Origin of the sequence: Nocardioides sp. (genome assembly GCF_041393715.1) — a bacterium.
GTDB lineage: Bacteria > Actinomycetota > Actinomycetes > Propionibacteriales > Nocardioidaceae > Nocardioides.
Genome location: NZ_JAWKJQ010000005.1, coordinates 98577 through 123805, shown reverse-complemented (window position 1 = coordinate 123805; position 25229 = coordinate 98577). Strand labels below are relative to the sequence as shown.

Here is a 25229-nt window from a genome sequence, read left to right as displayed (position 1 = left end):
CACGCGGCCGACGAGCGTCAGGCAGGCACCGGGGTGCGCTCGACCTCGACGAGCCGGATCAGCCGGGTCATGTGCAGCATCCGCATCACGTGCGGGCCGCAGCCGCGCAGCGTGAGGTGGCCGCCTCGGCGGTTGGCCTCGCGACTGGCCACCGCCAACACCTTCAGCGCGGTGACGTCGATCGCGACCACGCCAGACAGGTCGACGACGAGATGGGACTGGTGCATCGCCAGCTGTTCGTAGAGGGCGCGCCGGACGTCGCCGGTGCAGCGCACGTCGAACTCGCCGCCGAGGAGCAGCGTGGGTCCCTCGCTCACGATGTCCATGTCCAGCCCCCGTTCTGTCGGTGTCGCCGTGGACCGAGATGGTGGGGCGGGGCCCCCCGACCCCGCCTCACCCACCGCAGTCGTGTCCGACTCGACACGTCAACTATGACGCACGTCACCCCGAAACGGTTGCCACGTTTTCGTAACGGTGTGTCCGTGCGAGAAGGGGGCATCCGCCTCGGCTCGGCCGATAGCCTCGCCCCATGGTCAACCTCACCCGGATCTACACGCGCACCGGCGACGCCGGGACCACCCGGCTGGGCGACTTCAGCGAAACCACCAAGACCGACCTGCGGTTGGCGGCGTACGCAGACGTCGACGAGACGAACGCCCAGCTCGGCGCCGCGATCGCGCTCGGCGGGCTGCCCGACGACGTCGTCACGGTGCTGACGCGCGTGCAGAACGACCTGTTCGACGTGGGCGCGGACTTCTCCACCCCCGTGGTGGAGAATCCCGAGCACCCGCCGCTGCGCGTGCTGCCGGAGTACGTCGACCGACTGGAGTCGCTGTGCGACGCCTACAACGAGGGGCTCGACCCGCTCCGGTCGTTCATCCTCAGCGGCGGCACCCCCGGCGCGGCGCTGCTCCATGTCGCACGGACCGTCTGCCGGCGCGCCGAGCGGTCGGCCTGGGCGGCCTACGCCGAGCACGGCGACACCATGAACCTGGTGGCGATCCGCTACCTGAACCGGCTGTCGGACCTGCTGTTCATCCTCGCGAGGCACGCCAACAAGGAGCACGGTGACGTGCTGTGGATACCTGGCGGTGAGAGAGAGTAGCCGGCGACCCTCAGACCTGGTTGGGGTTCTGGAACCGCAGCGCGTCGCTCCGGGCGGCGTGGTAGTCCACGGCCTCGTGCGGCCCTGACGGCATGCTCTCCCCGCTGGGACCCGGGGGTGGCTGCCGGCGCCCGCTGCGACCGACGACGACCGCAATGACGATCAGGGCCACCAGCATCACCAGCAGGAACGCCGCTGCCGCGATCAGCCCACCTGCAGCCATGGTTGCCCCTTTGCTCGATCGGCACGCCCGTTCGCACCTGTCTGCTCGCCAGGATACCGGTGCGCCGGCGCCGGCCCGCTGGGTCCGGCGAGGGCCCCTCACCCGTCGGCGCGCTGCTCCCGGGCCGCGGGCACCACCAGCGCAGCGGGGACCAGCAGCACGGCAACCACGAGCAGGGCGTGCAGGGTGCCGACGTGGTCGGCGACGAACCCGACGAACGGGGGGCCGACGAGGAAGGCGGTGTAGCCGATGGTCGAGACGACCGCGACCCGCGCGGCGCTGTGCGCCTGGTCGTCGCTGGCAGCGCTCATGCCGACCGGGAAGCCCAGCGAGGCGCCGATCCCCCACAGCGCGATCCCCAGCACGACGAGTGCGGGCAGCTGGCCGTAGGCGATCAGCAGCACCCCGACGGCGGCCATCGCCATCGTCGCCCAGAGCACCGGCAGCCGGCCGAACCGGTCCAGCAGCACCGGTCCGACGACCCGGCCGAGCGTCATCGCCGCGACGAAGCCGGCGAACCCGAGGACCCCGATCGGGCGCGAGACGTCGTAGCCGTCGATCAGCGCCACCCCCAGCCAGTCGTTGGCGGTGCCCTCGGTCATCGCCAGCGCCAGTACCATCACCCCGATCAGCAGCGTGCGCGGCTCCAGCCAGGCCCGCCAGGCGGAGCGACGCTCGCTCTCGGCGAGCTCCTCGGACGCCACCGGGAGGAACCGGCCGGCCGACCACCACGCCAGCGTGCCCATCGCGGCGGCGGCCACCCCCAGGTGCGCCACCATGGGTACGCCGACCGCGGTGGCCAGCGCGCCCACCCCGGCACCGGCCACGGTCCCGAGCGAGAAGCCCGCGTGGAACCGCGGCATGATGGTGCGGCCCAGGCCTCGCTCGACCGCGGCGCCCTCCACGTTCATGGCGACGTCCCAGACACCCACGCCGAGGCCGTAGGCGAACAGCCCCGCCGCCGTCATCGGGACCGATCCGACCACGGCGACGCCGAGTGCCGTGACGATCAGCCCGGCGACGTCGGCCGTCGCCCCGGCGCGCACCACCGCGGCGGCGCCGAACCTGGCGACCAGCGCCCCGGTGCTGGGCATGGCCACCAGCGACCCCACGGAGATGGCCAGGAGCAGCAGCCCGAGCCGGCCGTTGCTCAGCGCCAGGGTATGGCGCGCCTCCGGGATCCGCGACACCCAGGTCGCGAAGCCGAACCCGTTGAGCAGGAACGACAGCATCACGGCGTCGCGAGCGCGCCGCACCACGAGGTCCGGGGTCAGGGCCGGCACGGTCGCCTCAGAACAGACCGGGGGCGTCGCCCGGGCGCACGCCCCGAGTGCCGGGGGGCATCGCCTCGAGCCAGGACTGGAAGCCCATCAGCGAGTCGGGGCTCATCGCCAGCTCCAGCGGGCCGCTGGGGGTGTCCAGCGAGACGACGACGTGGTCGGCGTAGAGGGACAGCTCCTCACCGCCCTCCGGCTCGCGGCGCCCGGCGAGCTCCAGGTCGCGGCGGTCCCAGACCCGCTTCGGCCGCGGGGCCACCGAGAAGATCCGGAACCACTCGAGCCGCTCACCGGAGTAGCGACCCATGCCGAGAAGCCAACCGCGCCCGGCCTTGGCGGACCGGGCGCGATAGCTGAGCTCGAAGGTGCCGCCGTGGCGGGCCAGGGCACGACGACGTACGACGAGCGCGAGGGCGTAGAGCAACACGCACAGCAGGGCCAGCCCGACCACGTCGAGCAGCAGCTGCCACGCGGGCATCTACCCCTCCCCTCGGGGGATCGTCGTCAGCGGACCCGCTCGGCCGCGCGGATCTTGGCCTCGGCCAGGCGAACGGCCTCGGCGGCCTCGTCCTGGCTCTCGCCCGCCGCCTGGGCACGCTCGAGGTCCTGGCGAGCCTTCTCCAGGTCGATGTCGTGCGACGCCTCGGCGTACTCGGACAGGATCGAGACCCGGTTGTGGGCCACGGAGATGAAGCCGGTGCTGACCGCGGCCACCCAGGTCTCGCCCTCGGCGGTCAGCACGTCCACGACCCCGTCGACGAGCAGCGACAGCAGCGGGGCGTGCCCCGGCAGGATGCCGACGTCACCCTCGCTGGTGCGCGCGATCACCCGGGTCGCGTCCCCCGACCAGACCGTTCGGTCGGCGGACACGACCTCGACGTGGAGTACGTCGGCCATCAGAGGTCCTTCTGGATCTCGGTCCACTTGGCCTCGACGTCCTCGAGACCGCCGCACATGAAGAACGCCTGCTCGGCCACGTGGTCGTACTCGCCGTCGGCGATCTTGTTGAACGCCTCGATGGTGTCCGCCACCGGGACGGTGGAACCCTCGATGCCGGTGAACTGCTTGGCGACGTAGGTGTTCTGGGACAGGAACCGCTGGATCCGGCGGGCCCGGTGGACGATGATCTTGTCCTCCTCGGACAGCTCGTCCACGCCCAGGATCGCGATGATGTCCTGGAGCTCCTTGTTGCGCTGCAGGATCTGCTTGACCCGGATCGCCGCGTTGTAGTGGTCGGCCCCGATGTACTGCGGGTCGAGGATCCGCGAGGTCGAGGTCAGCGGGTCCACCGCGGGGTAGATGCCGAGCGAGGCGATCTCACGCGAGAGCTCGGTGGTCGCGTCGAGGTGGGCGAAGGTGGTCGCCGGCGCCGGGTCGGTGTAGTCGTCGGCGGGCACGTAGATCGCCTGCATCGAGGTGATCGAGTGACCGCGCGTCGAGGTGATCCGCTCCTGCAGCTGGCCCATCTCGTCGGCCAGGTTGGGCTGGTAGCCCACCGCGGACGGCATCCGGCCCAGCAGCGTGGAGACCTCGGAGCCGGCCTGGGTGAACCGGAAGATGTTGTCGATGAACAGCAGCACGTCCTGCTTCTGCACGTCGCGGAAGTACTCGGCCATCGTGAGGGCGGAGAGCGCCACCCGCAGCCGGGTGCCCGGCGGCTCGTCCATCTGACCGAACACCAGGGCGGTCTGCCCGATGACGCCGGCCTCCTCCATCTCGGCGATCAGGTCGTTGCCCTCACGGGTGCGCTCACCCACGCCGGCGAACACCGACACACCGCCGTGGTCCTTGGCGACGCGGGCGATCATCTCCTGGATCAGCACGGTCTTGCCGACACCGGCGCCGCCGAACAGGCCGATCTTGCCGCCCTGGACGTAGGGGGTGAGCAGGTCGATGACCTTGATGCCGGTCTCGAACATCTGCGTCTTCGACTCGAGCTGGTCGAACGCCGGCGCCTTGCGGTGGATGCCCCAGCGCTCGTTGATCTCGAGCTTCTCGCCCTCCTCGAGGTTGAGGCAGTCGCCGGTCACGTTGAACACGTGGCCCAGCGTCACGTCGCCGACCGGCACCGTGATGGAGTCGCCGGTGTCGGTGACCTGCGCGCCCCGCACCAGGCCGTCGGTGGGCTTCATCGAGATCGCCCGGACCATGCCGTCACCGATGTGCTGGGCGACCTCGAGCGTGATCCGGTGGGTCTCGCCGGACAGCTCGAACTCACAGGTCAGCGCGTTGTAGATCTCCGGCATCGCGTCGACGGGGAACTCGATGTCGACGACGGGGCCGATCACCCGGGCGATGCGGCCGACGCCGCCACCGCTGTCGGTGCCGACGGTCTCTTCAACAACTGCAGTCATGGGTCTTCCTCACTCGTTCCCGGCTTGGGCGTCGGCCAGGGCGTTGACGCCGCCGACGATCTCGCTGATTTCCTGGGTGATGCCGGCCTGGCGGGCCTGGTTGGCGATGCGGGTGTACTTCTTGATGAGCTCGTCGGCGTTGTCGGTCGCGGACTTCATCGCCTTCTGGCGAGCGGCCAGCTCGGAGGCGGCGGCCTGCAGGAGGGAGTAGAAGATCCGGCTCTGGACGTAGCGCGGCAGCAGCGAGTCGAGCACGTCGGCCGGGGAGGGCTCGAACTCGTAGAGCGGCAGCAGGTCGGCCTCGGCCGGGGGCTCCTCGCCCTCGACGACCTCCAGGGGCAGCATCCGGCGCGCGACCGGCTCCTGCGACAGCATCGACACGAAGCGCGTGTAGACCACGTGCACCTCGTCGACGCCGGGTGGCAGCTCCTCGCTGGCGTCCAGCGGGCGACCGTCGGCGTCCTTGTTGAGGAACGCCGAGATCAGGGTCGCGCCGATGTCGCTGGCGACGTCGTAGGTCGGCTGGTCGGAGAAGCCCGTCCAGGCCTGCACCACCGGGCGCTGGCGGAACTTGAAGTAGGCCTCGCCCTTGCGGCCCGAGATGTAGATGTCGACGTCCTTGCCCTCCGAGCGCAGCGTCTCGGTGAGCCGCTCGGCCTCCTTGATGACGTTGGAGGAGTAGGCGCCCGCCAGACCCCGGTCGCTGGTCACCAGCAGGATCGCCGCGCGGGTCGGGTTGTCGGGCTCGGTCGTCAGGGCGTGCTCGACGTTGGAGAACGTCGCCACGGCGGACACCGCACGGGTGAGCTCACGGGCGTAGGGCGTCGCCGCCTGGGCCCGCTGCTGCGCCTTGATGATGCGCGACGCAGCGATGAGCTCCATGGCGCGCGTGATCTTCTTCATCGACTCCGTCGACTTGATCCGCGCGCGGTACTCACGCAGCGAGACGGCCATCCGTGCTCACCTCCCCTCGGCTGGTCTCGATCACGGTCAGCCCCGCTTCTGCTTGACGATCTGCTCCTGCTCGATGTCCTCCTCGGGAAGAGCCTCGTGCTCCTCCTTGCCCGCCTTGATCGGCTGGCCGTCGGAGGTCTCGAACTGCCGGAGGAACTCGTCGTAGGCCGCGGCTGCCTCCGCCTCGGCCTCGTCGCCGAACTGCAGCGTCTCGCGGATGCCGTCGAGGATGCCGGCGTGGGAGCGGCGCAGGAAGTCGAGGAACTCCTGCTCGAAGCGGAGCACGTCGTCGGTGGGGACGATGTCGAGCCGCCCGGAGGTGCCGGTCCACAGCGAGATGGTCATCTCGTCGACGGGGTAGGGGGAGTACTGCGGCTGCTTGAGCAGCGCCATCAGCCGCTGGCCACGGTCGAGCTGGCGCCGCGAGGCCGCGTCGAGGTCGGAGGCGAACATCGCGAAGGCCTCCATCGCGCGGTACTGGGCCAGGTCGACCTTGAGCGAGCCGGTGACGTTCTTCATCGCCTTGGTCATCGCGGCACCACCCACCCGCGAGACCGAGATGCCGACATCGATCGCCGGCCGCTGGTTGGCGGCGAACAGGTCGGACTGCAGGAAGATCTGGCCGTCGGTGATCGAGATGACGTTGGTCGGGATGAACGCCGACACGTCGTTGGCCTTGGTCTCGATGATCGGCAGCCCGGTCATCGAGCCGGCGCCCATGTCGTCGGAGAGCTTCGCGCAGCGCTCGAGCAGCCGGCTGTGCAGGTAGAACACGTCACCGGGGTAGGCCTCGCGGCCCGGCGGGCGGCGCAGCAGCAGCGACACGGCGCGGTAGGCCTCGGCCTGCTTGGTCAGGTCGTCGAAGACGATCAGCACGTGCTTGCCGTCGTACATCCAGTGCTGGCCGATGGCCGAGCCGGTGTAGGGGGCGAGGTACTTGAAGCCGGCCGAGTCGGAGGCGGGGGCCGCCACGATGGTGGTGTACTCGAGCGCGCCGGCCTCCTCGAGAGCGCCGCGCACCGAGGCGATCGTGGAGCCCTTCTGACCGATGGCGACGTAGATGCAGCGGACCTGCTTGGTCGGGTCGCCCGAGTCCCAGTTCTGCTTCTGGTTGATGATCGTGTCGATCGCGATCGTGGTCTTGCCGGTCGCGCGGTCGCCGATGATCAGCTGGCGCTGGCCGCGACCGATCGGGGTCATCGCGTCGATCGCCTTGATGCCCGTGGCGAGCGGCTCGTGCACCGACTTGCGCTGCACCACCGTCGGCGCCTGGAGCTCCAGCGCGCGCCGCTCGCTGCTCTCGATCTCGCCGAGGCCGTCGATCGGCTGACCGAGCGGGTCGACGACCCGGCCCATGTAGCCGTCGCCGACCGGCACCGAGAGGATCTCGCCGGTGCGCTTGACCGCCTGGCCCTCCTCGATCTTCTCGAAGTCACCCAGGACCACGACACCGATCTCGCGGGTGTCGAGGTTGAGGGCGATGCCCAGCGTGCCGTCCTCGAACTCCAGCAGCTCGTTGGCCATCACCGAAGGCAGGCCGGACACCCGCGCGATGCCGTCGGCGGCCTCGGCGACCGTGCCGACCTCCTCGCGGCTCGCGGTCTCGGGCTGGTAGTCAGCCACGAAGCGCTGCAGCGCGTCCCGGATCTCCTCCGGACGGATCGAAAGCTCCGTCATTTCGTCGTTCCTCACTGTGTGTCTGCTGAAGTTCTGGTTGGTGGCGGCCGGTGGCCGTGGGGTACGTCGGTCAGCCGGCCAGCTTGCGTCGGGCCTCGTCGAGTCGGCTCACGACGGTGCCGTCGATCACGTCGTCGCCGATCTCGACGCGGATGCCGCCGATGACACCCGGGTCGACGACGACGTTGAGGTGCACGTCGCGGTCGTAGCGCTGCGACAGCGCGTCGGCGAGCCGGCTCTGCTCGCTCTCGCTCAGCGCTCGCGCCACCCGGACGGTGGCGACCTTCTGCTCGTGGACGTCGGCGGCGACCTGCTGGAACGCCTGGAGGGCGACACCGACGGTGCGGTAGCTCCCGGCCAGCGCCTGCTCGGCCAGGGTCACCGTGGCCGGCAGCGCCTTGCCGTCGAGCAGGCCGTGCAGCAGCCCGGCCTTGTCGGCGGTGGAGCGGGCCGGGTCGGACAGCGCGTCGCGCAGCGGCGGGTTGTCGGCGACCACCCGGCCGAACTCGAACAGCTCGTCGGACAGGCGGGCCGAGTCGGCGTCGGCCGACCGGACCACCGCGACGACACCGAGGTGCTCCAGGACGTCGGCGAGGTCACGGGTGGCGGTCCACCGGTGCCCGACCGCCGCCGCCACGACGCCGAGGGCGGCCGCGTCGACCTTGTCCCCGAAGATCTCCGTGACCAGGCCCTGCTTGGCAGCGGTGGCGACGGAGACGTCGGTGGCGACCCGGCGCAGCGCCGGCTCGGAGCGCAGCACCTGGGCGACCGAGAACAGCCCGCCGCCCACCGCGGCGGCGTCGGCGTCGCCCGCCAGGGCGGCGTCGAGCTCGCCGGACAGGTTGCGCAGCGCCTCGGCGGAAGCACCCCGGAACGTCATCCGCCGACCCCGCTCTGGTCGTTCTCGATCTCGGCGAGGAACCGCTCGACGACCCGGCTCTGCCGAGCCTCGTCGTCGAGGCTCTCACCGACGATGCGGCCGGCCAGCCCGGTCGCCAGCGCACCGACCTCGGCACGGAGCGAGGTCACGGCCTGCTGCCGCTCCGCCTCGATCTGGGCCTTGCCGTGCTCCACGATGCGGGAGGCCTCGGCCTGCGCCTGGTCGCGCATCTCGGCGACGATCTGGGCACCCTGCTCACGCGCCTCCTCGCGGATGCGCGCCGCCTCGTGACGGGCGTCGGCGAGCTGGGCCTCCAGCTGGGCGAGCTTGGCGTCGGCCTCGGCCTGCTTGGTCTCGGCCGCCTCGAGGCCACCCTCGATCGCCGCGGTGCGGTCGGCGAAGGTCTTCTCGAAGTTGGGGACGACCCACTTGCGCACGGCGAAGTAGAGGATCCCGAACACGACCAGCGCGAGCAGGAACTCGACCCACACGAAAGCGAGCGGGTTGGGTTCCTCACCACTGGCTTTGATGATCACACTCTGCATGAGCAGGTCCTTCGTCGATGCGGGTTACTTGAGGACGAATGCGAGCGCGATACCGATGATGGCGAGCGCCTCGGCGAGCGCGAAGCCGAGGATGGCGATCGACTGCAGGCGGCTCTGGGCCTCGGGCTGACGGGCGACGCCGGAGATGTAGGCCGCGAAGATCAGGCCGATGCCGATGCCGGGGCCGATGGCCGCGAGGCCGTAGCCGATCATGTTGGCGGAGCCGTTGGGCCATTGCGAGCACGGCAGGTTCCTTTCGGTTTGTTGTGGTGCTGTGAGTTGGTGGGCGTGCGGTGGACGGGTGGAGCGGGGTCTCAGTGCTCGTCTGCGAGAGCACCGGAGATGTACATGGCGTTGAGCAGGGTGAAGACGTAGGCCTGCAGGAACTGCACCAGCAGCTCCAGGAAGGCGATGGCGATGAACAGCAGCCAGGCCACCGCCCCGACGGGCTTGGTGAGGGCCGCGGTGTGCTGGAGGAGGTAGAGGCCGCCGGTGGCGAACAGGATCGCGAGCAGGTGGCCGGCGAGCATGTTGGCGAACAGACGCAGCGCCAGCGTGACCGGGCGGACCAGGATGTTGGAGAAGAACTCCAGCGGCACCAGCAGCGGGTACATGAACGGGGTGACGCCGCTGGGCACCGTCTGCAGCTTGAGGTAGCCGAGGAAGCCGTGCTTCGCGATGCCGACGTAGTTGTAGATGACCCAGCTCAGGCCGGCCAGGGCGTAGGCCATCGACGCGCGGGAGAACGTCGGGAACTGGATGCCGGGGATCGACCCGAAGAGGTTGTTGACCAGGAGGAAGAAGAACAGGGCCACGAGGTAGGGCACGAACCGCATGAAGTCGTGGCTGCCGATGATGTCGCGGGCCATCGAGTTGCGGACCATGCCATAGGCCGACTCGCCGGCGAACTGCAGCCGGCCCGGCACCATCGCCCGGTTGCGCGACGCGGCCCAGAAGAACCAGAAGACCAGGATCGCCGCCAGGAAGAGCTGGGCCATCGGCTTGGTGAACTCGAAGCTGCCGATGTGGAACAGCGGCGGCAGGTCGAACTCGGCCGGTCCGGGGGCGGTGTAGCCGCCCTCGGTGACACCCTCCTCGTCGCCCGCCGAGGCCAGCGCACCGATCACGTGGATGATCCCGGTCACTGCATCTCCTGTGTCGTCGTCACTGTCGTCTGTCCGTTCCCGCGGGGTGCTCGTCCTCCGGCTCGACCCGCTTCCAGGTCATGTAGAGACCGAGCACCGCGCCCAGCACCACGCCGACCGCAACCAGCCACGAGGTCCCGAGCCACTGGTCCAATCCAAACCCGATCAGGCCGTAGAACGCCACTCCGGCCACGAGATAGCCGAAGGCGTGCCAGGGATCGGTTCGAGGACGGGAGTCGGGAGGGGGTGGGGGCGAGGTCATCGCGCCCCGGACAATAGCAGCCGGTGCCGGTCATGACTCACCCCCGGTGGGGTCTCCGGACGGCAGGTCGAAGGCGGGGATCCGGGCCCGGGTCGCCTGGCGGATCTGGACCGTCAGCCACACCATCGTCCCGGCGATCACGGTGCCGGCCAGCCAGCGCTCGTCGACCTGTTCGCCGAGGGCGCCGGAGGTGCTCAGGGTCCAGAACAGCAGCCCCATCAGCACCACCTGCAGCGTGTAGGTGAGCAGCGCCACCAGCAGCGAGGCGGCCGGCATCATCGAGGCCACGGCGTTGACGGCGAACGCCCCCATCCCGAAGACGAGGAGCACCAACAGCGCCCCCACCAACGCGCCACCAGCGGCAGCCGAGCCGGCGACGAACAGCGCCAGCAGCGCCGCTCCGAGGGTGACGACCGTGGCCGCCGCCGCCGCACCGAGGAGCACCCGGGCACCCGTGTCGCGGGTGCGGTGCAGCGTCTCGGTCGTCATCATCGGCGGCCTGATCTTCTGGAGGTGGGGTGGCGGTTCCGGGGGTCCTGAGGTGCCATGTCCGGGCGCTCGTGAAAACTATCACAAAGTCCCGGAGGGCCCCGAATCGGGCCTCCGGACCCCAGGCTTCCAGACCTCGGCCTCCCTGTCATGCCCCGGTCGCCTCCGTCATGGCCCGGTCGCCTCCGTCATGGCCCGGTCGCCGCCCTGCGGCCCGCTCGCGGGGGCGGCCGGCCCACTCCCCTCCCGCGAAGGATCGGTCAGCTCGCGGACGCCGACAGCTCCGGCCGGCGTACGACGGGGAGGACGAAGGTCGCCACGACCGTGAGGAGCAGGGCCGAGGCCAGCAGGATCCACATCATCGGGCCGGTGTAGAGGCTGATCGCCACCGTCCCGAACGCGATCAGCGCCGCCCAGAGCCACAAGATGAGCACCGCACGGCGGTGCGAGTGGCCGATCTCGAGCATCCGGTGGTGCAGGTGCTGCTTGTCGGGCGCGAACGGCGACCGCCCGGCGCGGGTCCGCCGGAACACCGCCAGCACGAGGTCGGCCAGCGGCAGCATCAGCCAGGAGATCGGCAGCGCGAGCGGCAGCAGCATCGGGACCAGGCTGGCGTCGGAGCCGAACGCGCCGTTCTGCAGCGACGACGGGGGGTACTGACCGGTGAGCGTGATCGCGCTCGCGGCCAGGAAGAGGCCGAGCAGCATGGAGCCGCTGTCGCCCATGAACAGCCGCGCGGGATGCACGTTGTGGGGCAGGAACCCCACGCAGGCGCCGGCCAGCATCGCGCTCAGCAGCGCGCCGGTCGTCGCCAGCGAGACCTTGTTGAGGTTGGCCAGCTGGTAGCAGAACGCGAAGAACGCCAGCGCGCCCATCGCCACCACGCCCGCGGCCAGCCCGTCGAGCCCGTCGACGAAGTTGACGGCGTTCATGGTCGCGACCACCACGAAGACGGTGAGGAGCGCCGCCTGGGTGTACTCCAACGAGAACTGGCCGCCGTCGGGCTTGATGAAGTAGGTGAACTGGATGTTCTTGTAGACCAGGAAGCCGGCCGCGAGCAGCTGGCCGCCGAACTTCGTGAGGGCATCGAGGTCGAAGATGTCGTCGAGGACGCCGACCGCGCAGGTGATCGCCCCCGCGATCAGCACGACGCCCGCGTCACGGAACACGAAGGTGTCGCTCAGCGAGAGGAAGGGCAGCTCGCGGGCCACCAGGTAGGCCGCCACCAGACCGCCGAGCATCGCGAGGCCGCCGAGGTAGGGGATCGGCTCGTCGTGGACGTCCCGGTCCCGGACCGCCGCGACCGCGCCGGTGCGCACCGCGATCTCCCGGGCCACCACGGTGAGCAGATAGGTCACCGCGACGGCGACCAGGAAGACCAGGGCGTACTCGCGCACTCAGTCGCCGTCCCCGTCGGACACCTGGTCCTCGTCGGGCGTGGCGCCCTCGTCGGACGCCGCGTCGGTCTCGCCCGAGTCGTCGACGGCGTCGGGGTCGGCGGCGTCGGGGTCGGCGGCCGGCTCTCCGACCGACCAGCCCAGCGGGGTCAGCACCTCGTCGAGGCGGGCCGCGCTGAGCGCCCCCTCGCGCAGCACCTTGGGCCGGGTGCCGGTCACCGCGACGATGGTGGAGGGCACGACTCCGGGCGTCGGGCCGCCGTCGATGATGAGCTGGACGTCCTCCCCCAGCATCTCGTCGGCCTCCACGGCGGTGGTGGCGGGTGGCCGTCCGGTCGTGTTGGCCGAGCTGACGGCGAGCGGTCCGGTGCGCTCCAGGATCTCGCGAGCCAGCTCGTGGTCGGGCATCCGGATGGCGACGGTGCCGCGGGTGTCCCCCAGGTCCCACTGCAGGGACGGCTGCTGCCGGGCCACGATGGTCAGCGGGCCGGGCCAGAACTCGTCGATCAGCGCCCGGGCGTACTCCGGCAGCCCGACGGCCAGGGCGTCGACCGTGGTCACGGCGCTGATCAGCACCGGCGGTGGCATCTCCCTGCCCCGCCCCTTCGCCGCCAGCAGCCGCTCGACCGCCTCGGGCTCGAACGCGTCGGCCGCGAGGCCGTAGACGGTGTCGGTCGGCATCACCACCAGACGACCCCGGCTGATCGCCCGCACCGCGGCCTGCAGGGCGGCCTCGCGCTCCTGGGGGCTGTCGACGCTGAACAGCACGCTCATCGGCGACCCCGCCACGAGGTGAGGGGACCAGGAACAGACGCCATGGAGGTCATCGTGCCAGCCTGGCCGTCACGAAGCGCGCGCGACCGGCCAGGTCGGCGTGGTCGACCACCTCGCGCCAGCGGCCGGCGGCCGCGAAGACGGCCGGGGCGGACTCACCCTGCACGTCGGCGTGCTCCGCGCCGAGGACCGCGCCCACCCGCAACAGCGCAGCCGCCCGTCGCTCGAGCACCCGGAAGGCGTCCAGACCGTCGGGGCCGGAGAAGAGCGCCAGCTCGGGGTCGTGGTCGCGGGCCTCCGGCGCGACGGACTCCCAGGCCTCGAGCGGGATGTACGGCGGGTTGCAGGTGACCACGTCGACCTCGCCCTCGAGGTCGGGGAAGGCGTCGGCCATGTCACCCAGGCGCAGGTCGACGCCGGTGCCGGCGAGGTTGCGCTCCGCCCAGGCGTGCGCGGCCGGGTCCAGCTCGACGGCGTACACCCGCGCCTCGGGCACCTCGTCGGCGACCGCCCTGGCCACCGCTCCCGAGCCGGTGCACAGGTCGACGACCACCGGCGTCCGGCCCTGCGCGACCAGCTCACGGGCGCGGTCGACGGCCCAGCCGGCGAGCAGCTCGGTCTCGGGACGGGGCACGAACACCCCGGGCCCCACGACCAGCTCGACGTGCCGGAAGGCGGCGATGCCCGTCAGGTGCTGCAGTGGCTCGCGGGCGGCCCGCCGATCGAGCAGCCCGACGAACGCCTCGGCCTGCGCGTCGGTGACGTCGTCGACCAGGGGGAGCCGGGTGCGAGGCAGCCCGAGAACGTGGGACAGCAGCTCGTCGGCGTCGTACTCCGGCGACCCGACTCCGGCGGCTCGCAGCCGGGCCGCCGCCTCGCGGCGCAGGCTCCGCACCGGCACCGTCATGACTCGAGCGCCTCCAGCCGCGCCGCCAGGTCGGCCTCGACACACGAGTCCAGCACCGGCTGGAGGTCGCCGTCGAGCACCTGGTCGAGATGGTGGGCCTTGTAGCCGGTGCGGTGGTCGGAGATGCGGTTCTCCGGGAAGTTGTAGGTGCGGATCCGCTCGGACCGGTCGACGGTGCGGACCTGGCTGCGCCGTGCCTCGCTCGCCTCTGCGTCGGCCGCCTCCTGGGCGGCGGCCAGCAGCCGGGACCTCAGGATCCGCAGGGCCTGCTCGCGGTTCTGCAGCTGGCTCTTCTCGTTCTGGCAGGACACGACGATGCCGGTGGGCAGGTGGGTGATCCGGACCGCCGAGTCGGTGGTGTTGACGCTCTGCCCACCCGGCCCCGAGGAACGGAAGACGTCGACGCGCAGGTCGGCCTCGTCGATCGAGACGTCGACCGGCTCGGCCTCGGGCATCACCAGGACGCCGGCGGCGCTGGTGTGGATGCGCCCCTGCGACTCCGTCACCGGCACCCGCTGGACACGGTGCACGCCGCCCTCGAACTTGAGGAGCGCGAAGGGCGCCTCGCCCGGCTCCGGGGTCCCCTTGGCCTTGACCGCGACGGTGACCGACTTGTAGCCGCCGAGGTCCGACTCGGTGGCGTCGAGGATCTCGGTGCGCCAGCCGCGCCGCTCGGCGTAGCGGGTGTACATCCGGAGCAGGTCGCCGGCGAACAGCGCGGACTCCTCGCCGCCCTCCCCCGACTTGACCTCGAGGATCGCATCCTTGCTGTCGGACGGGTCGCGAGGCACCAGCAGCGTGCGCAGCCGGTCGGCGGCCTCCTCCCGGCGGGCCTCCAGCGCCTCGGCCTCGGCCGCGAAGGCGGGGTCCTCGGCCCCGAGCTCGCGGGCGGCCTCGGCGTCGTCGCCGAGCTGCTGCCACTGGTGGTACGCCGTGACGACCGCGGTCAGCTCGGCGTAGCGCTGGTTGAGCTGGCGCGCCAGCCGCTGGTCGGCATGGGTCTCCGGCTGCGCCAGCCTGGTCTCCAGCGCCGCGTGCTCGGCCACCAGGGTCTCGACGGCTTCGAACACGGGGGCTCCTGATTGATGTCGTTTTGGCACAAACGTCGGGATCTCGCGACAGCCGGCTGCAGTTTTCGCACAATCGCGAGCCTCGGGGCCTGGATCGCGGGCAATGAAATGCGGACCGCCGGCCACCCGCACGAGGCGGGAGACCGGCGGTCGGGAGCGCTACTTGGAGTCGTCGGAGGCCGTGGCGGCCTCGGCCTTCTTCGCAGCCGTCTTGGCGTAGCGGGCCTCGAAGCGGGCGACGCGGCCGCCGGTGTCGAGGATCTTCTGCTTGCCGGTGTAGAACGGGTGGCAGTTCGAGCACACGTCGGCGTGGATGCTACCGCTGGTGGCCGTGCTGCGGGTGGTGAACGTGTTGCCGCAGGTGCAGGTGACCTCGGTGACGACGTACTCCGGGTGGATGTCCTTCTTCATGGTGTCCTCAGTGTCCTTCCTGGGGGTCCGGGTCGCCGCTCTCGACTGAGCAGGCGTGAACCGGAGCCAACGCACGATTGTGCCAGCCAGTCGAACGCCGACGCCAATCGCTGCATTCCCGCAGCGACGCCGGCCCCGACCGACCGAGCGGGCTCACTCCTCGTCGGGCGCGGGCGTGGTCTTCTGCACCGTCATCAGGAACTCGATGTTGGTGGTCGACTTCTTGAGCTTCTCGAGCAGCAGCTCCAGGGCCTGCTGGCCGTCGAGCGCGGAGAGCACCCGGCGCAGCTTCCAGACGATGGCCAGCTCCTCCTTGCTCATCAGGAGCTCCTCCCGGCGGGTGCCGGACTGGATCGCGTCGATCGCGGGGAAGAGCCGCTTGTCGGCGAAGTCGCGGCGCAGCCGGATCTCCATGTTGCCGGTGCCCTTGAACTCCTCGAAGATCACCTCGTCCATCTTCGAGCCGCTCTCCACGAGGGCGGTGGCGAGGATGGTGAGCGAGCCGCCGTTCTCGATGTTGCGCGCCGCCCCGAAGAACTTCTTCGGCGGGTAGAGCGCCGCGGAGTCGACGCCGCCCGACAGGATCCGGCCGGAGGCGGGAGCCGCCAGGTTGTAGGCGCGCCCCAGCCGGGTGATGCCGTCGAGGAGGACGACGACGTCGTGGCCGAGCTCGACCAGGCGCTTGGCGCGCTCGATGGCCAGCTCGGCGAGCGCGGTGTGGTCCGACGGCGGCCGGTCGAAGGTCGAGGAGATCACCTCGCCCTTGACCGAGCGCTCGAAGTCGGTGACCTCCTCCGGACGCTCGTCGACGAGGACCACCATCAGGTGGCACTCGGGGTTGTTGGTGGTGATCGAGTTGGCGATCGACTGCATGATCATCGTCTTGCCGGCCTTGGCCGGGGAGACGATCAGGCCGCGCTGGCCCTTGCCGATCGGCGCGGCGATGTCGATGACCCGCCCGATCATGTTGGTCGGCTCGGTCTCGAGGCGCAGCCGCTCGCTGGGGTACAGCGGCGTGAGCTTGCCGAACTCGACGCGGTGCTTCGCGGTCTCCGGGTCGGCCCCGTTGACGCTGTCGATGCGCACCATCGGGTTGAACTTCTCCTTGCGCTCGCCCTCCCGGGGCTGGCGCACCTGCCCGACGATGGCGTCGCCGGGGCGCAGGCCGTACTTGCGGACCATCGACAGCGACAGGTAGACGTCGTCGACGCCCGCGAGGTAGCCGCTGGTCCGGACGAACGCGTAGTTGTCCAGGACGTCGAGGATGCCCGCTGCGGGCACCAGCACGTCGTCGTCGTAGATCTGGGTGTCGGGCTCGGTGCGGCCACCGCGCTCGCGGTCGCGGTTGCGGCCGCGCCGCCGTCGGTTGCGGCGGCTGCCGCCCTCGTCGTCGCGGTGCTCGCCGCGGTCGTCCTGCCCCTGGTCCTGCTTCGGGTCGGACTTCTGGTCCTGCTTCTGGTCCTGCTTCGGGTCGGCCTTGTCGGCCTTGCCCTGGTCGGGCCGCTGGCTGCCCTTGTCATGACCGGTGTCCTGGTGACCCTGACCCTGGGGGCGCTGGTCCTGCGCCGCGCGCTGGTCGCGCTGCTGGCGGTCCTGCGAACGGCCGTCCTGGCCGTCGCGCCGGGTCTTGGCGTCCCGGGCCTTGTCGTCCCGGGCCTTGTCCTCCCGGGCCTTGTCGTCGCGGGCCTGGTCGCCCTGGCCCTGGTCAGTCTGGCCCTTGCCACGTTGGGCGGCCTTGATCGCGTCGACGAGCTGGGCCTTCTTCATGGAGCCAGCTCCCGCGATGCCCATGCCCGACGCCATCGACTTCAGGTCGGCGATCAGCATGGTGCTGAGTCCACCGCCGCGCTTCTTCGAGCCGGTGTCGGCGTCGGGCGCAGGCGTCGTGGATTCGGTGGTGTCCGTCACGTGAGGTCCTTCCCACGTATCAGAGCCGCCCGGCCACAGCCGGCGGCCTCTTGGTTGGTGTCTCTCCCCCGGCCCGCGTCGACGAACGTCGGACAGCGAGCCGGACGCTGCCGAGCAGCGTCGTCGAGGAGGGGTGTGTCTCGGGGCCGTGATCGCCCCGAGTGGTACGCCGAATGGCGCGGCGCCAGCGTAACACCGACGCGGGCCCGGCGTGACATCGACCACGAGGTTGTCACCTCGGGGTCATCCGACCTCGGCCGGCACCCGGAAGACACAGCGCCCGACGGTCCCGGACTATTCCCGGACCGCCCGCCGGTTGCTCAGCCCACCCGGACCCCGTCGCGCTCGACGGCGAGGTGCCAGGCGCCCCACCCGTCGGGCGCCCGGTCGCGCAGTGCCTGCTCGCCCCGCGAGCCGTCGCAGAACGCCAGCACCGTCGGCCCGGCTCCCGACACCACCGCCGGGATCCCGTCGTCGCGCAGCGACCGCACCAGCCCGAGCGTGTGCGGCATCGCGGGTTCGCGGTAGTGCTGGTGCACGAAGTCACGGGTCGCCGCCAGCAGGTGCTCGGGCTGGCCGGCCAGCGCGGCCACCAGCAGCGCGGTGCGGCCGGCGTTGGCCGCGGCGTCGTCGTGCGACACCGAGGCCGGCAGCAGTCGCCGGGCCACGGAGGTCGCCAGCGGCGTGTCCGGCACGAACACCACCGTGGAGACCCGCGGGTCCACGCCGGAGCGGACGGCGAACCACTCCTCACCCTCGCGCCCGGAGATCACGAAGCCGCCGTAGAAGGCCGGTGCCACGTTGTCGGGATGCCCCTCGAGGTCGGCGGCCAGCCGGAAGACCGCCTCGTCGTCGAGGAGCAGACCGCCCCCGGCGACCAGTCCGCGCGCCAGGGCCAGGCCACCCACGATCGCCGCCGACGAGGAGCCCAGCCCCCGGGCGTGGGGGATCGCGTTGCGGCAGGCCAGCTCGACCCTGGGCGGCTCCAACCCCATCGCCTCGAACGCCGTGTGCATGGCCCTGACCACCAGGTGTGAGTCGTCGAGCGGCACCTCGTCGGCGCCCTCACCGGTGACCGTGATCGAGCTCGGCCCGTCGACCACGCGCGCGCTGAGCTCGTCGCGCAGCGAGAGCGCCAGACCCAGGCAGTCGAACCCCGGCCCGAGGTTGGCCGAGGTGGCAGGGACCGACACCCGCACCGTCTCGTCGACGAAGGTCACCGTAGGGCCTCAGGCCAGGCCGGCGGCCTCCGCCGCCTGGGTCACGTCGGCGTCGACGACCACGTCGACGAGGTCGCCGGCGGCCTCCAGCGCCGTGGCGGTGTCCTTGAGGCCGTGCCCGGTCACCGTGAGCACGACGGTCTTGCCGGCGTAGTCCCGGTGCTGGCCCTGCTCGGCCAGCAGGCCGGCCACGCCGGCCGCCGACGCGGGCTCCACGAACACCCCGTCGTGGCGGGCCAGGGCCGCCTGCGCGTCGAGGATCTGTCCGTCGGAGACGGCGGCGAAGCGCCCGCCCGACTCCTGGGCGGCCGCCTCGGCGAGCTTCCACGAGGCGGGGTTGCCGATCCGGATCGCGGTCGCCTTGGTCTCGGGGTCGGGGAACGGCTCGCCGGTCACCAGCGGCGCCGCACCCTCGGCCTGGAAGCCGCGCATCACGGGCTTCTTGGTCGCGAGGCCGAGGTTGAAGTACTGCTCGTAGCCCAGCCAGTACGCCGAGATGTTGCCGGCGTTGCCGACGGGCAGCAGGTGGTAGTCGGGCGCGTCGCCGAGGTAGTCGACGATCTCGAACGCCGCGGTCTTCTGACCCTGCAGCCGCACCGGGTTGACGGAGTTGACCAGCGCCACGGGGTAGTCCCAGGAGAGCGACCGGGCCATCTGGAGGCAGTGGTCGAAGTTGCCGCGGACCATGATGATCTGCGCCCCGTGGACGATGGCCTGAGCCATCTTGCCGGCCGCGATCTTGCCCTCGGGGATCAGCACCAGCGGCTTCAGCCCGGCCTTCGCGGCATAGGCCGCCATCGACGCCGAGGTGTTGCCCGTGGAGGCGCAGACGACCGCCTCGGCGCCGTCGTGCTTCGCGACGGACATGGCGGCGGTCATGCCGCGGTCCTTGAAGGAGCCGGTCGGGTTGCTGCCCTCGACCTTGAGCCAGACCTCGCCGCCGGTGAGCCCGGACAGCCACTCGGAGTGCACCAGTGGGGTGCCGCCCTCGCCGAGGGTGATCGCCGGCATGTCCTCGGGGAGCAGGTCGAACAGCGGGCGGTACTCCTCGATCACGCCCCGCCACTGGTGGGTCGGCCAGACGCTCACTCGCCCTCCCCCTCGACCCGCATCACCGATGACACCTCGTGGACGATGTCCATGCCACGCAGCGCCTCGACGGTCGCGCTCAGCTGGGCGTCGGTGGCCTGGTGGGAGACGACGACGAGCTGCGCGTCGGCGCCCCGGCCCTCCTGCCGGACGGTCTGGATCGACACGTCATGGTCGGCGAAGGCCGCGGCGACCGCGGCCAACACGCCTGCCCGGTCGTCGACGTCGAGCGCCACGTGGTAGCGGGTGCGGGTCTCGCCCATCGGCAGCACCTCGCGGGCGGCGTACGCCGACTCGCCGGCGCCCCGGGTGTCGGACAGCCGGTGCCGGGCCACGGTGACCAGGTCGCCGAGCACCGCCGACGCCGTCGGCGCACCCCCTGCCCCGGGGCCGTAGAACATCAGCTGACCCGCGGCCTCGGACTCGACGAAGACCGCGTTGAAGGCCTCGCGCACCGAGGCGAGCGGGTGGCTCCTCGGGATCATCGCCGGGTGCACGCGCACCGCGACCGCCCCGCCGTCGGGGCCCTCGCGCAGCTCCGCGATCGCCAGCAGCTTGACCACCCGACCGGTCTCACGGGCCGAGCGCATGTCGGCGGCGGTCACCTCGGTGATGCCCTCACGGTGGACGTCGGCGGCGGTCACCCGCGAGTGGAAGGCCAGCGACGCCAGGATCGCCGCCTTGGCGGCGGCGTCGAAGCCCTCGACATCGGCGGTCGGGTCGGCCTCGGCATAGCCCAGCTCCTGGGCCTCCTCGAGCGCCTCGGTGAACCCGCTGCCGGCGGTGTCCATCTTGTCGAGGATGAAGTTGGTGGTGCCGTTGACGATGCCGAGCACCCGGGTGACCCGGTCGCCGGCCAGTGACTCGCGCAGCGGCCGGAGGATCGGGATGGCACCGGCGACCGCCGCCTCGAAGTAGAGGTCGCGGCCCTCTCCCCCGGCGGCCTTGGCGGCCGCCTCGAACAGGGTCGGGCCGTCCTCGGCGATCAGCGCCTTGTTGGCCGTCACCACGGAGGCGCCGTGCTCGAGCGCCGCGAGGATCAGGGACCGGGCGGGCTCGATGCCGCCGATCACCTCGACGACGACGTCGACGTCGTCGCGGGTGACCAGCGCGTGGGCGTCGGTGGTGAGCAGCCCGGCGGGCACCTCGACCTCGCGCGGCGCGTCGATGCGCCGCACCGCCACGCCGACCAGCTCGACCGGCGCGCCGATGCGCGCGGCGAGGTCGGCCCCGTGCTCGTCCAGCAGCCGCACCACCTGGGAGCCGACCGAGCCGCAGCCCAGGACGGCCACCCGGACGGGTCGCTCACTCATCACTCACACCCACATCGGTCGCCAACAGGTCGTCATAAGTCTCTCGTCGTACGACGACGCGCGCGACGCCGTCCCGCACCGCGACCACCGGGGGCCGCAGGGCGTGGTTGTAGTTCGAGGCCATCGACCGGCAGTAGGCGCCGGTCCCCGGCACCGCCAGTAGATCACCCGGCGCGACGTCGCCGGGCACGAACTCGTCCTTGACCACGATGTCGCCGGCCTCGCAGTGCTTGCCCACGACCCGGGCCAGCGTCGGCGGCGCGTCGGAGGCCCGCGAGGCCAGCGTGCAGGAGTAGTCGGCGTCGTAGAGCGCGGTGCGGATGTTGTCGCTCATCCCGCCGTCGACGCTGACGTAGGTGCGCCGCTGGCCGCCGTCGAGCTCCACGTCCTTGACGGTGCCGACGGTGTAGACGGTGCACATGGCCGGCCCGACGATGGCCCGGCCCGGCTCGATCGACAGCTGTGGCTCCGGGATGTCGAGCGCCCGGCACTCGTGCTCGACGATCTTGCTCATCTCGGTCGCGAGCTGAGCGGGGTCCGACGGGTCGTCCTGGGTGGTGTAGGCGATCCCGAAGCCGCCGCCGAGGTCCATCTCGGGCAGCGTCACGCCCAGCTCGTCGGACACCCGCGCCTGCAGCGCCAGGACCCGCCGCGCGGCGACCTCGAACCCGGAGGTGTCGAAGATCTGGCTGCCGATGTGGGAGTGCAGGCCGAGCAGCTCCAGGCCGTCGGCGGCGAGCACCCTGCGGACCGCCTCGAGCGCGTCGCCGGAGGTGATCGAGAAGCCGAACTTCTGGTCCTCGTGGGCGGTCGCGATGTACTCGTGGGTGTGCGCCTCCACGCCGGCGGTGACCCGCACCATCACCCGCGCCGTGAGCCCGGTGTCGGCGGTGACCTCGACCAGCCGGTCGATCTCGGAGAACGAGTCGAGGATGATCCGGCCGACGCCCACCGCCACCGCGTGCCGCAGCTCCATGGTCGTCTTGTTGTTGCCGTGGTAGCCGATCCGCGCCGGGTCGAAGCCCGCGCGCAGCGCGACGGTGAGCTCGCCCTCGGAGCACACGTCGAGGCTCAGGCCCTCCTCGGCGACCCAGCGCGCCACCTCGGTGCACAGGAACGCCTTGCCGGCGTAGAACACCTCATAGCCCGCGAAGGCATCGCGGAAGGCCCGGGCGCGGGCGCGGAAGTCGGCCTCGTCGAGGACGTACGCCGGGGTGTTGTGGTCGGCGACCAGGTCGGCCAGCGCCATCCCGCCGACGCTCAGGGCGCCGTCCTCGCCGCGGTGCGCGGTCGTCGACCACAGGTGCGGCACCAGCCGGTTGGGGTCGGCCGGCTCCCGGAGCCAGCCGGGACCCTTGAAGGCGCCCTCGGCATGGGCCCACCCGGCCTCGTGCGCGCGCATCGCCCGGTCGCTCCGCTACATCCGCTCGGGCGCCGAGACGCCGAGCAGGCCGAGGCCGTTGACGAGCACCTGCCGGGTGGCGGCCACGAGGACCAGCCGCGCCTGGTTGACGGGCGCCACGGGCTCGTCGCCCTGCGGCAGCATCCGGCACTCCTTGGTGTCGTACCACTTGTTGAACACCGAGGCGGTGTCCTCGAGGTAGCGCGCGACCCGGTGCGGCTCACGCAGCTCCGAGGCGCTGGCGACCACCCGCGGGAACTCCGCGAGCGCGCGCAGCAGCTCGCCGTCGCGCTCGTGGGCGAGCAGCGAGGGGTCGAACGGCTCTCCGGTGGCGACCGACGGCGCACCCGGGCTGTTCTCGAAGCCCATCCCGAGGTCGGCGGCGTTGGCCATCATCCGGCAGGTGCGCGCATGGGCGTACTGCACGTAGTAGACCGGGTTGTCGTTGCTGGTGCGGGTGATCTGCTCGATGTCGAGCGTCAGCGGCGAGTCGGCGGGATAGCGCGCCAGGGAGTAGCGCAGCGCGTCGACGCCGATCTCGTCGACCAGCTCGCCGAGCGTCACGATCTCGCCGGCCCGCTTGGACAGCCGCACCTCCTCCGGGCCGCGCATGATCTTGACCAGCTGCCCGATCAGCACCTCCAGCGTCTGTTCGGGGTCGTCGCCGGCACAGGCGGCCATCGCCCGCAGCCGGCCGACGTAGCCGTGGTGGTCGGCGCCGAGCAGATAGATCAGCCGGTCGAAGCCGCGCTGCCGTTTGTCGACGTAGTAGGCGGTGTCGCTGGCGAAGTAGGTCAGCTCGCCGTTGGAGCGGATCAGCACCCGATCCCTGTCGTCGCCGAAGTCGGTGGTGCGCATCCACAGCGCCCCGTCGGCGTCGAACAGGTGCCCCTGGTCGCGCAGCTTCTCCAGCCCCGCGGCCACGTCGTCGCTCTCGTGCAGGGAGCGCTCGGAGAACCACACGTCGAAGTGGGTCTGGAAGGTGTCGAGCTGCCGCTGCTGCTCGGCGAGCTGGAGGGCGTAGCCGGCCTCCCGGAAGGCGGCGGTCCGCTCCTCCCCCACGAGGTCGAGGATGCCCGGGTCGGCCGCGACGATCCGGTCGGCGAGGTCCTGGACATAGTCGCCCTGATAGCCGTCCTCGGGCACCGGCTGTCCCAGCGCCCGGGCCTCGAGCGAGGCGCCGAACAGGTCCATCTGCCGGCCCCGGTCGTTGATGTAGAACTCCCGCGTGACCGCGGCTCCGGCGGCCTCCAGCACCCGCGCGATGGCGTCGCCGACGACGGCCCACCGCGTGTGCCCGAGGTGCAGCGGCCCGGTCGGGTTGGCGGAGATGAACTCCACGTTGATCCGCTGGCCGGCCAGCGTCTCGGTGTGGCCGTAGGCCGCGCCGGCGGCCACGATGTCGAGGGCCACCTGGCCCTGGGCGTCGGCGGCGACCGAGACGTTGAGGAAGCCGGGTCCGGCGACGTCGACGGCCTCGATGCCGTCGGCGGCACGGAGCCGCTCGGCCAGCAGCTCGGCCAGCGCCCGCGGGTTGGTGCCCGCCCGCTTGGCCAGCTGCAGCGCCACGTTGGTGGCGTAGTCGCCGTGCTCCTTGCTGCGCGGGCGCTCCACGGTCACCGCCGACGGGATCTCGTCGAGGGCGAGGGCGCCGTCGGCCACCAGCGCGGTGAGGGCGTCGACGACGACGCCGGAGAGCTGCTCGGGGGTCACCGACCAAGCCTATCGGCGCGGCGACCGGGGCTCCGAACCGGTTTCACGCATCGGCGACCCCGGCTGTATGGTCGTCCCCGCAGCGCAGGCCTCCGTAGCTCAGGGGATAGAGCACTGGTTTCCGGTACCAGGTGCCGCAGGTTCGAATCCTGCCGGAGGCGCTCACCGGCCCCTCGGGCCACCTCACACCGGCGCGGTCAACCCCTCGGCCGGCCTCGGCGCCGGCGTACGCCGGTCGGTCACCACCGCCACCCGGTGCATCTCGCGCCGGTGCGGCAGATAGTCCGCCACCGCATAGTGCTGGGTGCCGCGGTTGTCCCAGATCGCCACGGTGCCCGGCTCCCACTTCAGCCGGACGTGGAAGTCGGGCCGGTTGACCAGGTCGAAGAGGTAGGTCAGCAGCCGGGCGCTCTCGGGCGCCGACAGCCCGACCACGAAGCGGGTGAACGACTCGCTCACGTTGAGGTAGGGCCGACCCGTCACCGGGTGGTGGGCGATCATCGGGTGCACCGCGGTGCCGGCCCGCACGAACGCGTCGGTGATCCCCTCCGCGCCGCCGTCGAGGTAGGCCGGCGTCCGGAAGGCGCCCATGTCGTGGACCGCCGCGAGCTGCTCGAGGTCGCTGCGCAGGCCGGGGTCGAGGGCGTCGTGGACGGCGTACATGCTCGCCCAGAGGGTGTCGCCCCCGACCCGAGGCACGTCCACCGCCTGGAGGATCGACGCGAACGGCGGCTCGGCGCGATAGGTCATGTCGGCGTGCCACTCGGCGGCGTCGGGCTTCTGGTCGCCGCCCCAGGTGAGGACGACGACGTCCTCGGAGTCGGGGTGGGTGACGTAGGAGTGGTGGCGGGCACCGAGCTCGCCCAGCGTCTCGCCCAGAGCGACCATCTCCCCCGGGGTGAGACCGGCAGCGGGCAGCACCAGCACCAGGTGCTCCATCAGCGCGGCATGCAGCCGGTCACCGAGCTCGTCGGTGACCGCGAGCGGACCGGGAGGCAGCGCGACGGTGGCGCCGAGGGCGGGCGTGAGCCGGGTGCAGGTGAGGTCCATGGCCGAACGCTAGAACCCCAGCGATGGCTCCCACAGTGGTCCGATGACTAGGCTGGTCCAACCC

At 71.5% G+C, this 25229-nt stretch carries 27 protein-coding genes and 1 tRNA gene; 2 read left to right on the top strand and 26 right to left on the bottom strand.

Annotation, left to right across the window (positions count from 1 at the left end; translation table 11 throughout):
* Positions 1-17 precede the first annotated feature (17 nt).
* Positions 18-326: an STAS domain-containing protein gene (locus R2740_RS09520; protein ID WP_371302448.1), complete on the bottom strand. Its 309-nt coding sequence runs from the start codon at positions 324-326 to the stop codon at positions 18-20.
* Positions 327-529: 203 nt separating this feature from the next.
* Between R2740_RS09520 and R2740_RS09515 the strand changes: the two genes are divergently transcribed.
* Entirely contained in the window at positions 530-1105 is a 576-nt protein-coding gene (locus R2740_RS09515; protein WP_371302447.1) for a cob(I)yrinic acid a,c-diamide adenosyltransferase, read from the top strand.
* A 10-nt stretch (positions 1106-1115) separates the two neighbouring features.
* On the opposite strand, the gene R2740_RS09510 is transcribed toward R2740_RS09515, so the two are convergent.
* The 24 genes from R2740_RS09510 to argS all read right to left on the bottom strand — a co-directional run bounded on the left by R2740_RS09510 (position 1116) and on the right by argS (position 24115).
* Positions 1116-1328 carry a hypothetical protein gene (locus tag R2740_RS09510; RefSeq protein WP_371302446.1) on the bottom strand — a complete coding sequence of 71 codons (213 nt, stop codon included), beginning with the start codon at positions 1326-1328 and terminating at the stop codon, positions 1116-1118.
* A gap of 98 nt (positions 1329-1426) precedes the next feature.
* On the bottom strand, positions 1427-2611 hold the full coding sequence (locus tag R2740_RS09505; RefSeq protein ID WP_371302445.1) for an MFS transporter: 1185 nt from the start codon (positions 2609-2611) through the stop codon (positions 1427-1429).
* Positions 2612-2618: 7 nt separating this feature from the next.
* Positions 2619-3083 (bottom strand): DUF2550 domain-containing protein, encoded by a 465-nt coding sequence (locus tag R2740_RS09500; protein ID WP_371302444.1) that lies wholly within the window; start codon positions 3081-3083, stop codon positions 2619-2621.
* Between the two features lie 26 nt (positions 3084-3109).
* Positions 3110-3502, bottom strand: a complete 393-nt coding sequence (locus tag R2740_RS09495; RefSeq protein ID WP_371302443.1) for a F0F1 ATP synthase subunit epsilon — start codon at positions 3500-3502, stop codon at positions 3110-3112.
* Positions 3502-4959, bottom strand: coding sequence for a F0F1 ATP synthase subunit beta (atpD, locus tag R2740_RS09490; RefSeq protein ID WP_371302442.1), 1458 nt, complete (start codon positions 4957-4959; stop codon positions 3502-3504). Before atpD ends, R2740_RS09495 begins: the two co-directional genes overlap by 1 nt.
* 9 nt (positions 4960-4968) lie before the next feature.
* Positions 4969-5913, bottom strand: coding sequence for a F0F1 ATP synthase subunit gamma (locus tag R2740_RS09485; RefSeq protein WP_371302441.1), 945 nt, complete (start codon positions 5911-5913; stop codon positions 4969-4971).
* A 36-nt stretch (positions 5914-5949) separates the two neighbouring features.
* A complete protein-coding gene (atpA, locus tag R2740_RS09480) occupies positions 5950-7590 on the bottom strand; it encodes a F0F1 ATP synthase subunit alpha (RefSeq protein ID WP_371302440.1) in 1641 nt (546 codons plus the stop codon).
* 70 nt (positions 7591-7660) lie between these two features.
* A complete protein-coding gene (locus R2740_RS09475) occupies positions 7661-8470 on the bottom strand; it encodes a F0F1 ATP synthase subunit delta (RefSeq protein ID WP_371302439.1) in 810 nt (269 codons plus the stop codon).
* Complete coding sequence (locus tag R2740_RS09470) at positions 8467-9015, bottom strand: F0F1 ATP synthase subunit B (protein WP_371302438.1); 549 nt, start codon at positions 9013-9015, stop codon at positions 8467-8469. The genes R2740_RS09475 and R2740_RS09470 overlap by 4 nt, the downstream gene beginning before the upstream one ends.
* 24 nt (positions 9016-9039) lie before the next feature.
* Positions 9040-9228 carry an ATP synthase F0 subunit C gene (atpE, locus tag R2740_RS09465; protein WP_371302437.1) on the bottom strand — a complete coding sequence of 63 codons (189 nt, stop codon included), beginning with the start codon at positions 9226-9228 and terminating at the stop codon, positions 9040-9042.
* Between the two features lie 101 nt (positions 9229-9329).
* The gene (gene atpB, locus R2740_RS09460; protein WP_371302436.1) at positions 9330-10160 is read right to left on the bottom strand and encodes a F0F1 ATP synthase subunit A; all 831 of its coding nucleotides are present in this window, start codon (positions 10158-10160) and stop codon (positions 9330-9332) included.
* A gap of 19 nt (positions 10161-10179) precedes the next feature.
* Positions 10180-10353, bottom strand: a complete 174-nt coding sequence (locus tag R2740_RS09455; protein WP_371302435.1) for an AtpZ/AtpI family protein — start codon at positions 10351-10353, stop codon at positions 10180-10182.
* A 99-nt stretch (positions 10354-10452) separates the two neighbouring features.
* Positions 10453-10914, bottom strand: a complete 462-nt coding sequence (locus R2740_RS09450; RefSeq protein ID WP_371302434.1) for a hypothetical protein — start codon at positions 10912-10914, stop codon at positions 10453-10455.
* 257 nt (positions 10915-11171) lie between these two features.
* On the bottom strand, positions 11172-12308 hold the full coding sequence (locus tag R2740_RS09445) for a glycosyltransferase family 4 protein (protein ID WP_371302433.1): 1137 nt from the start codon (positions 12306-12308) through the stop codon (positions 11172-11174).
* Positions 12309-13082 carry an L-threonylcarbamoyladenylate synthase gene (locus tag R2740_RS09440; protein ID WP_371302432.1) on the bottom strand — a complete coding sequence of 258 codons (774 nt, stop codon included), beginning with the start codon at positions 13080-13082 and terminating at the stop codon, positions 12309-12311. It lies immediately after the preceding gene.
* 49 nt (positions 13083-13131) lie between these two features.
* Positions 13132-13989, bottom strand: coding sequence for a peptide chain release factor N(5)-glutamine methyltransferase (gene prmC / locus R2740_RS09435; RefSeq protein ID WP_371302431.1), 858 nt, complete (start codon positions 13987-13989; stop codon positions 13132-13134).
* Positions 13986-15059, bottom strand: a complete 1074-nt coding sequence (prfA, locus tag R2740_RS09430; protein WP_371302430.1) for a peptide chain release factor 1 — start codon at positions 15057-15059, stop codon at positions 13986-13988. The genes prmC and prfA overlap by 4 nt, the downstream gene beginning before the upstream one ends.
* Positions 15060-15218: 159 nt before the next feature.
* Positions 15219-15470, bottom strand: a complete 252-nt coding sequence (gene rpmE / locus R2740_RS09425) for a 50S ribosomal protein L31 (RefSeq protein ID WP_371302429.1) — start codon at positions 15468-15470, stop codon at positions 15219-15221.
* A 153-nt stretch (positions 15471-15623) separates the two neighbouring features.
* Positions 15624-17378 (bottom strand): transcription termination factor Rho, encoded by a 1755-nt coding sequence (rho, locus tag R2740_RS09420; RefSeq protein WP_371302428.1) that lies wholly within the window; start codon positions 17376-17378, stop codon positions 15624-15626.
* 320 nt (positions 17379-17698) lie between these two features.
* Positions 17699-18598, bottom strand: coding sequence for a homoserine kinase (gene thrB, locus R2740_RS09415; protein WP_371302427.1), 900 nt, complete (start codon positions 18596-18598; stop codon positions 17699-17701).
* A gap of 9 nt (positions 18599-18607) precedes the next feature.
* Entirely contained in the window at positions 18608-19687 is a 1080-nt protein-coding gene (gene thrC / locus R2740_RS09410; RefSeq protein WP_371302426.1) for a threonine synthase, read from the bottom strand.
* The gene (locus R2740_RS09405) at positions 19684-21000 is read right to left on the bottom strand and encodes a homoserine dehydrogenase (protein WP_371302425.1); all 1317 of its coding nucleotides are present in this window, start codon (positions 20998-21000) and stop codon (positions 19684-19686) included. Before R2740_RS09405 ends, thrC begins: the two co-directional genes overlap by 4 nt.
* A complete protein-coding gene (gene lysA, locus R2740_RS09400; protein WP_371302424.1) occupies positions 20993-22402 on the bottom strand; it encodes a diaminopimelate decarboxylase in 1410 nt (469 codons plus the stop codon). The genes R2740_RS09405 and lysA overlap by 8 nt, the downstream gene beginning before the upstream one ends.
* Before the next feature lie 15 nt (positions 22403-22417).
* On the bottom strand, positions 22418-24115 hold the full coding sequence (gene argS / locus R2740_RS09395) for an arginine--tRNA ligase (RefSeq protein ID WP_371302423.1): 1698 nt from the start codon (positions 24113-24115) through the stop codon (positions 22418-22420).
* 88 nt (positions 24116-24203) lie between these two features.
* Between argS and R2740_RS09390 the strand changes: the two genes are divergently transcribed.
* Positions 24204-24276, top strand: a tRNA-Arg gene (locus R2740_RS09390).
* 22 nt (positions 24277-24298) lie between these two features.
* Here R2740_RS09390 and R2740_RS09385 read toward each other — a convergent pair.
* Positions 24299-25165, bottom strand: a complete 867-nt coding sequence (locus tag R2740_RS09385) for a TauD/TfdA dioxygenase family protein (RefSeq protein WP_371302422.1) — start codon at positions 25163-25165, stop codon at positions 24299-24301.
* Between the last annotated feature and the right edge of the window lie 64 nt (positions 25166-25229).

Bases quoted from the DNA above. Each gene is read 5' to 3' on its own strand.
- R2740_RS09520 (WP_371302448.1), bottom strand. From the start codon at position 326: ATGGACATCGTGAGCGAGGGACCCACGCTGCTCCTCGGCGGCGAGTTC.
- R2740_RS09515 (WP_371302447.1), top strand. From the start codon at position 530: ATGGTCAACCTCACCCGGATCTACACGCGCACCGGCGACGCCGGGACC.
- R2740_RS09510 (WP_371302446.1), bottom strand. From the start codon at position 1,328: ATGGCTGCAGGTGGGCTGATCGCGGCAGCGGCGTTCCTGCTGGTGATG.
- R2740_RS09500 (WP_371302444.1), bottom strand. From the start codon at position 3,083: ATGCCCGCGTGGCAGCTGCTGCTCGACGTGGTCGGGCTGGCCCTGCTG.
- R2740_RS09495 (WP_371302443.1), bottom strand. From the start codon at position 3,502: ATGGCCGACGTACTCCACGTCGAGGTCGTGTCCGCCGACCGAACGGTC.
- atpD (WP_371302442.1), bottom strand. From the start codon at position 4,959: ATGACTGCAGTTGTTGAAGAGACCGTCGGCACCGACAGCGGTGGCGGC.
- R2740_RS09485 (WP_371302441.1), bottom strand. From the start codon at position 5,913: ATGGCCGTCTCGCTGCGTGAGTACCGCGCGCGGATCAAGTCGACGGAG.
- atpA (WP_371302440.1), bottom strand. From the start codon at position 7,590: ATGACGGAGCTTTCGATCCGTCCGGAGGAGATCCGGGACGCGCTGCAG.
- R2740_RS09475 (WP_371302439.1), bottom strand. From the start codon at position 8,470: ATGACGTTCCGGGGTGCTTCCGCCGAGGCGCTGCGCAACCTGTCCGGC.
- R2740_RS09470 (WP_371302438.1), bottom strand. From the start codon at position 9,015: ATGCAGAGTGTGATCATCAAAGCCAGTGGTGAGGAACCCAACCCGCTC.
- atpE (WP_371302437.1), bottom strand. From the start codon at position 9,228: ATGATCGGCTACGGCCTCGCGGCCATCGGCCCCGGCATCGGCATCGGC.
- R2740_RS09450 (WP_371302434.1), bottom strand. From the start codon at position 10,914: ATGATGACGACCGAGACGCTGCACCGCACCCGCGACACGGGTGCCCGG.
- R2740_RS09440 (WP_371302432.1), bottom strand. From the start codon at position 13,082: ATGAGCGTGCTGTTCAGCGTCGACAGCCCCCAGGAGCGCGAGGCCGCC.
- prmC (WP_371302431.1), bottom strand. From the start codon at position 13,989: ATGACGGTGCCGGTGCGGAGCCTGCGCCGCGAGGCGGCGGCCCGGCTG.
- rpmE (WP_371302429.1), bottom strand. From the start codon at position 15,470: ATGAAGAAGGACATCCACCCGGAGTACGTCGTCACCGAGGTCACCTGC.
- R2740_RS09405 (WP_371302425.1), bottom strand. From the start codon at position 21,000: ATGAGTGAGCGACCCGTCCGGGTGGCCGTCCTGGGCTGCGGCTCGGTC.
- lysA (WP_371302424.1), bottom strand. From the start codon at position 22,402: ATGCGCGCGCACGAGGCCGGGTGGGCCCATGCCGAGGGCGCCTTCAAG.
- R2740_RS09385 (WP_371302422.1), bottom strand. From the start codon at position 25,165: ATGGACCTCACCTGCACCCGGCTCACGCCCGCCCTCGGCGCCACCGTC.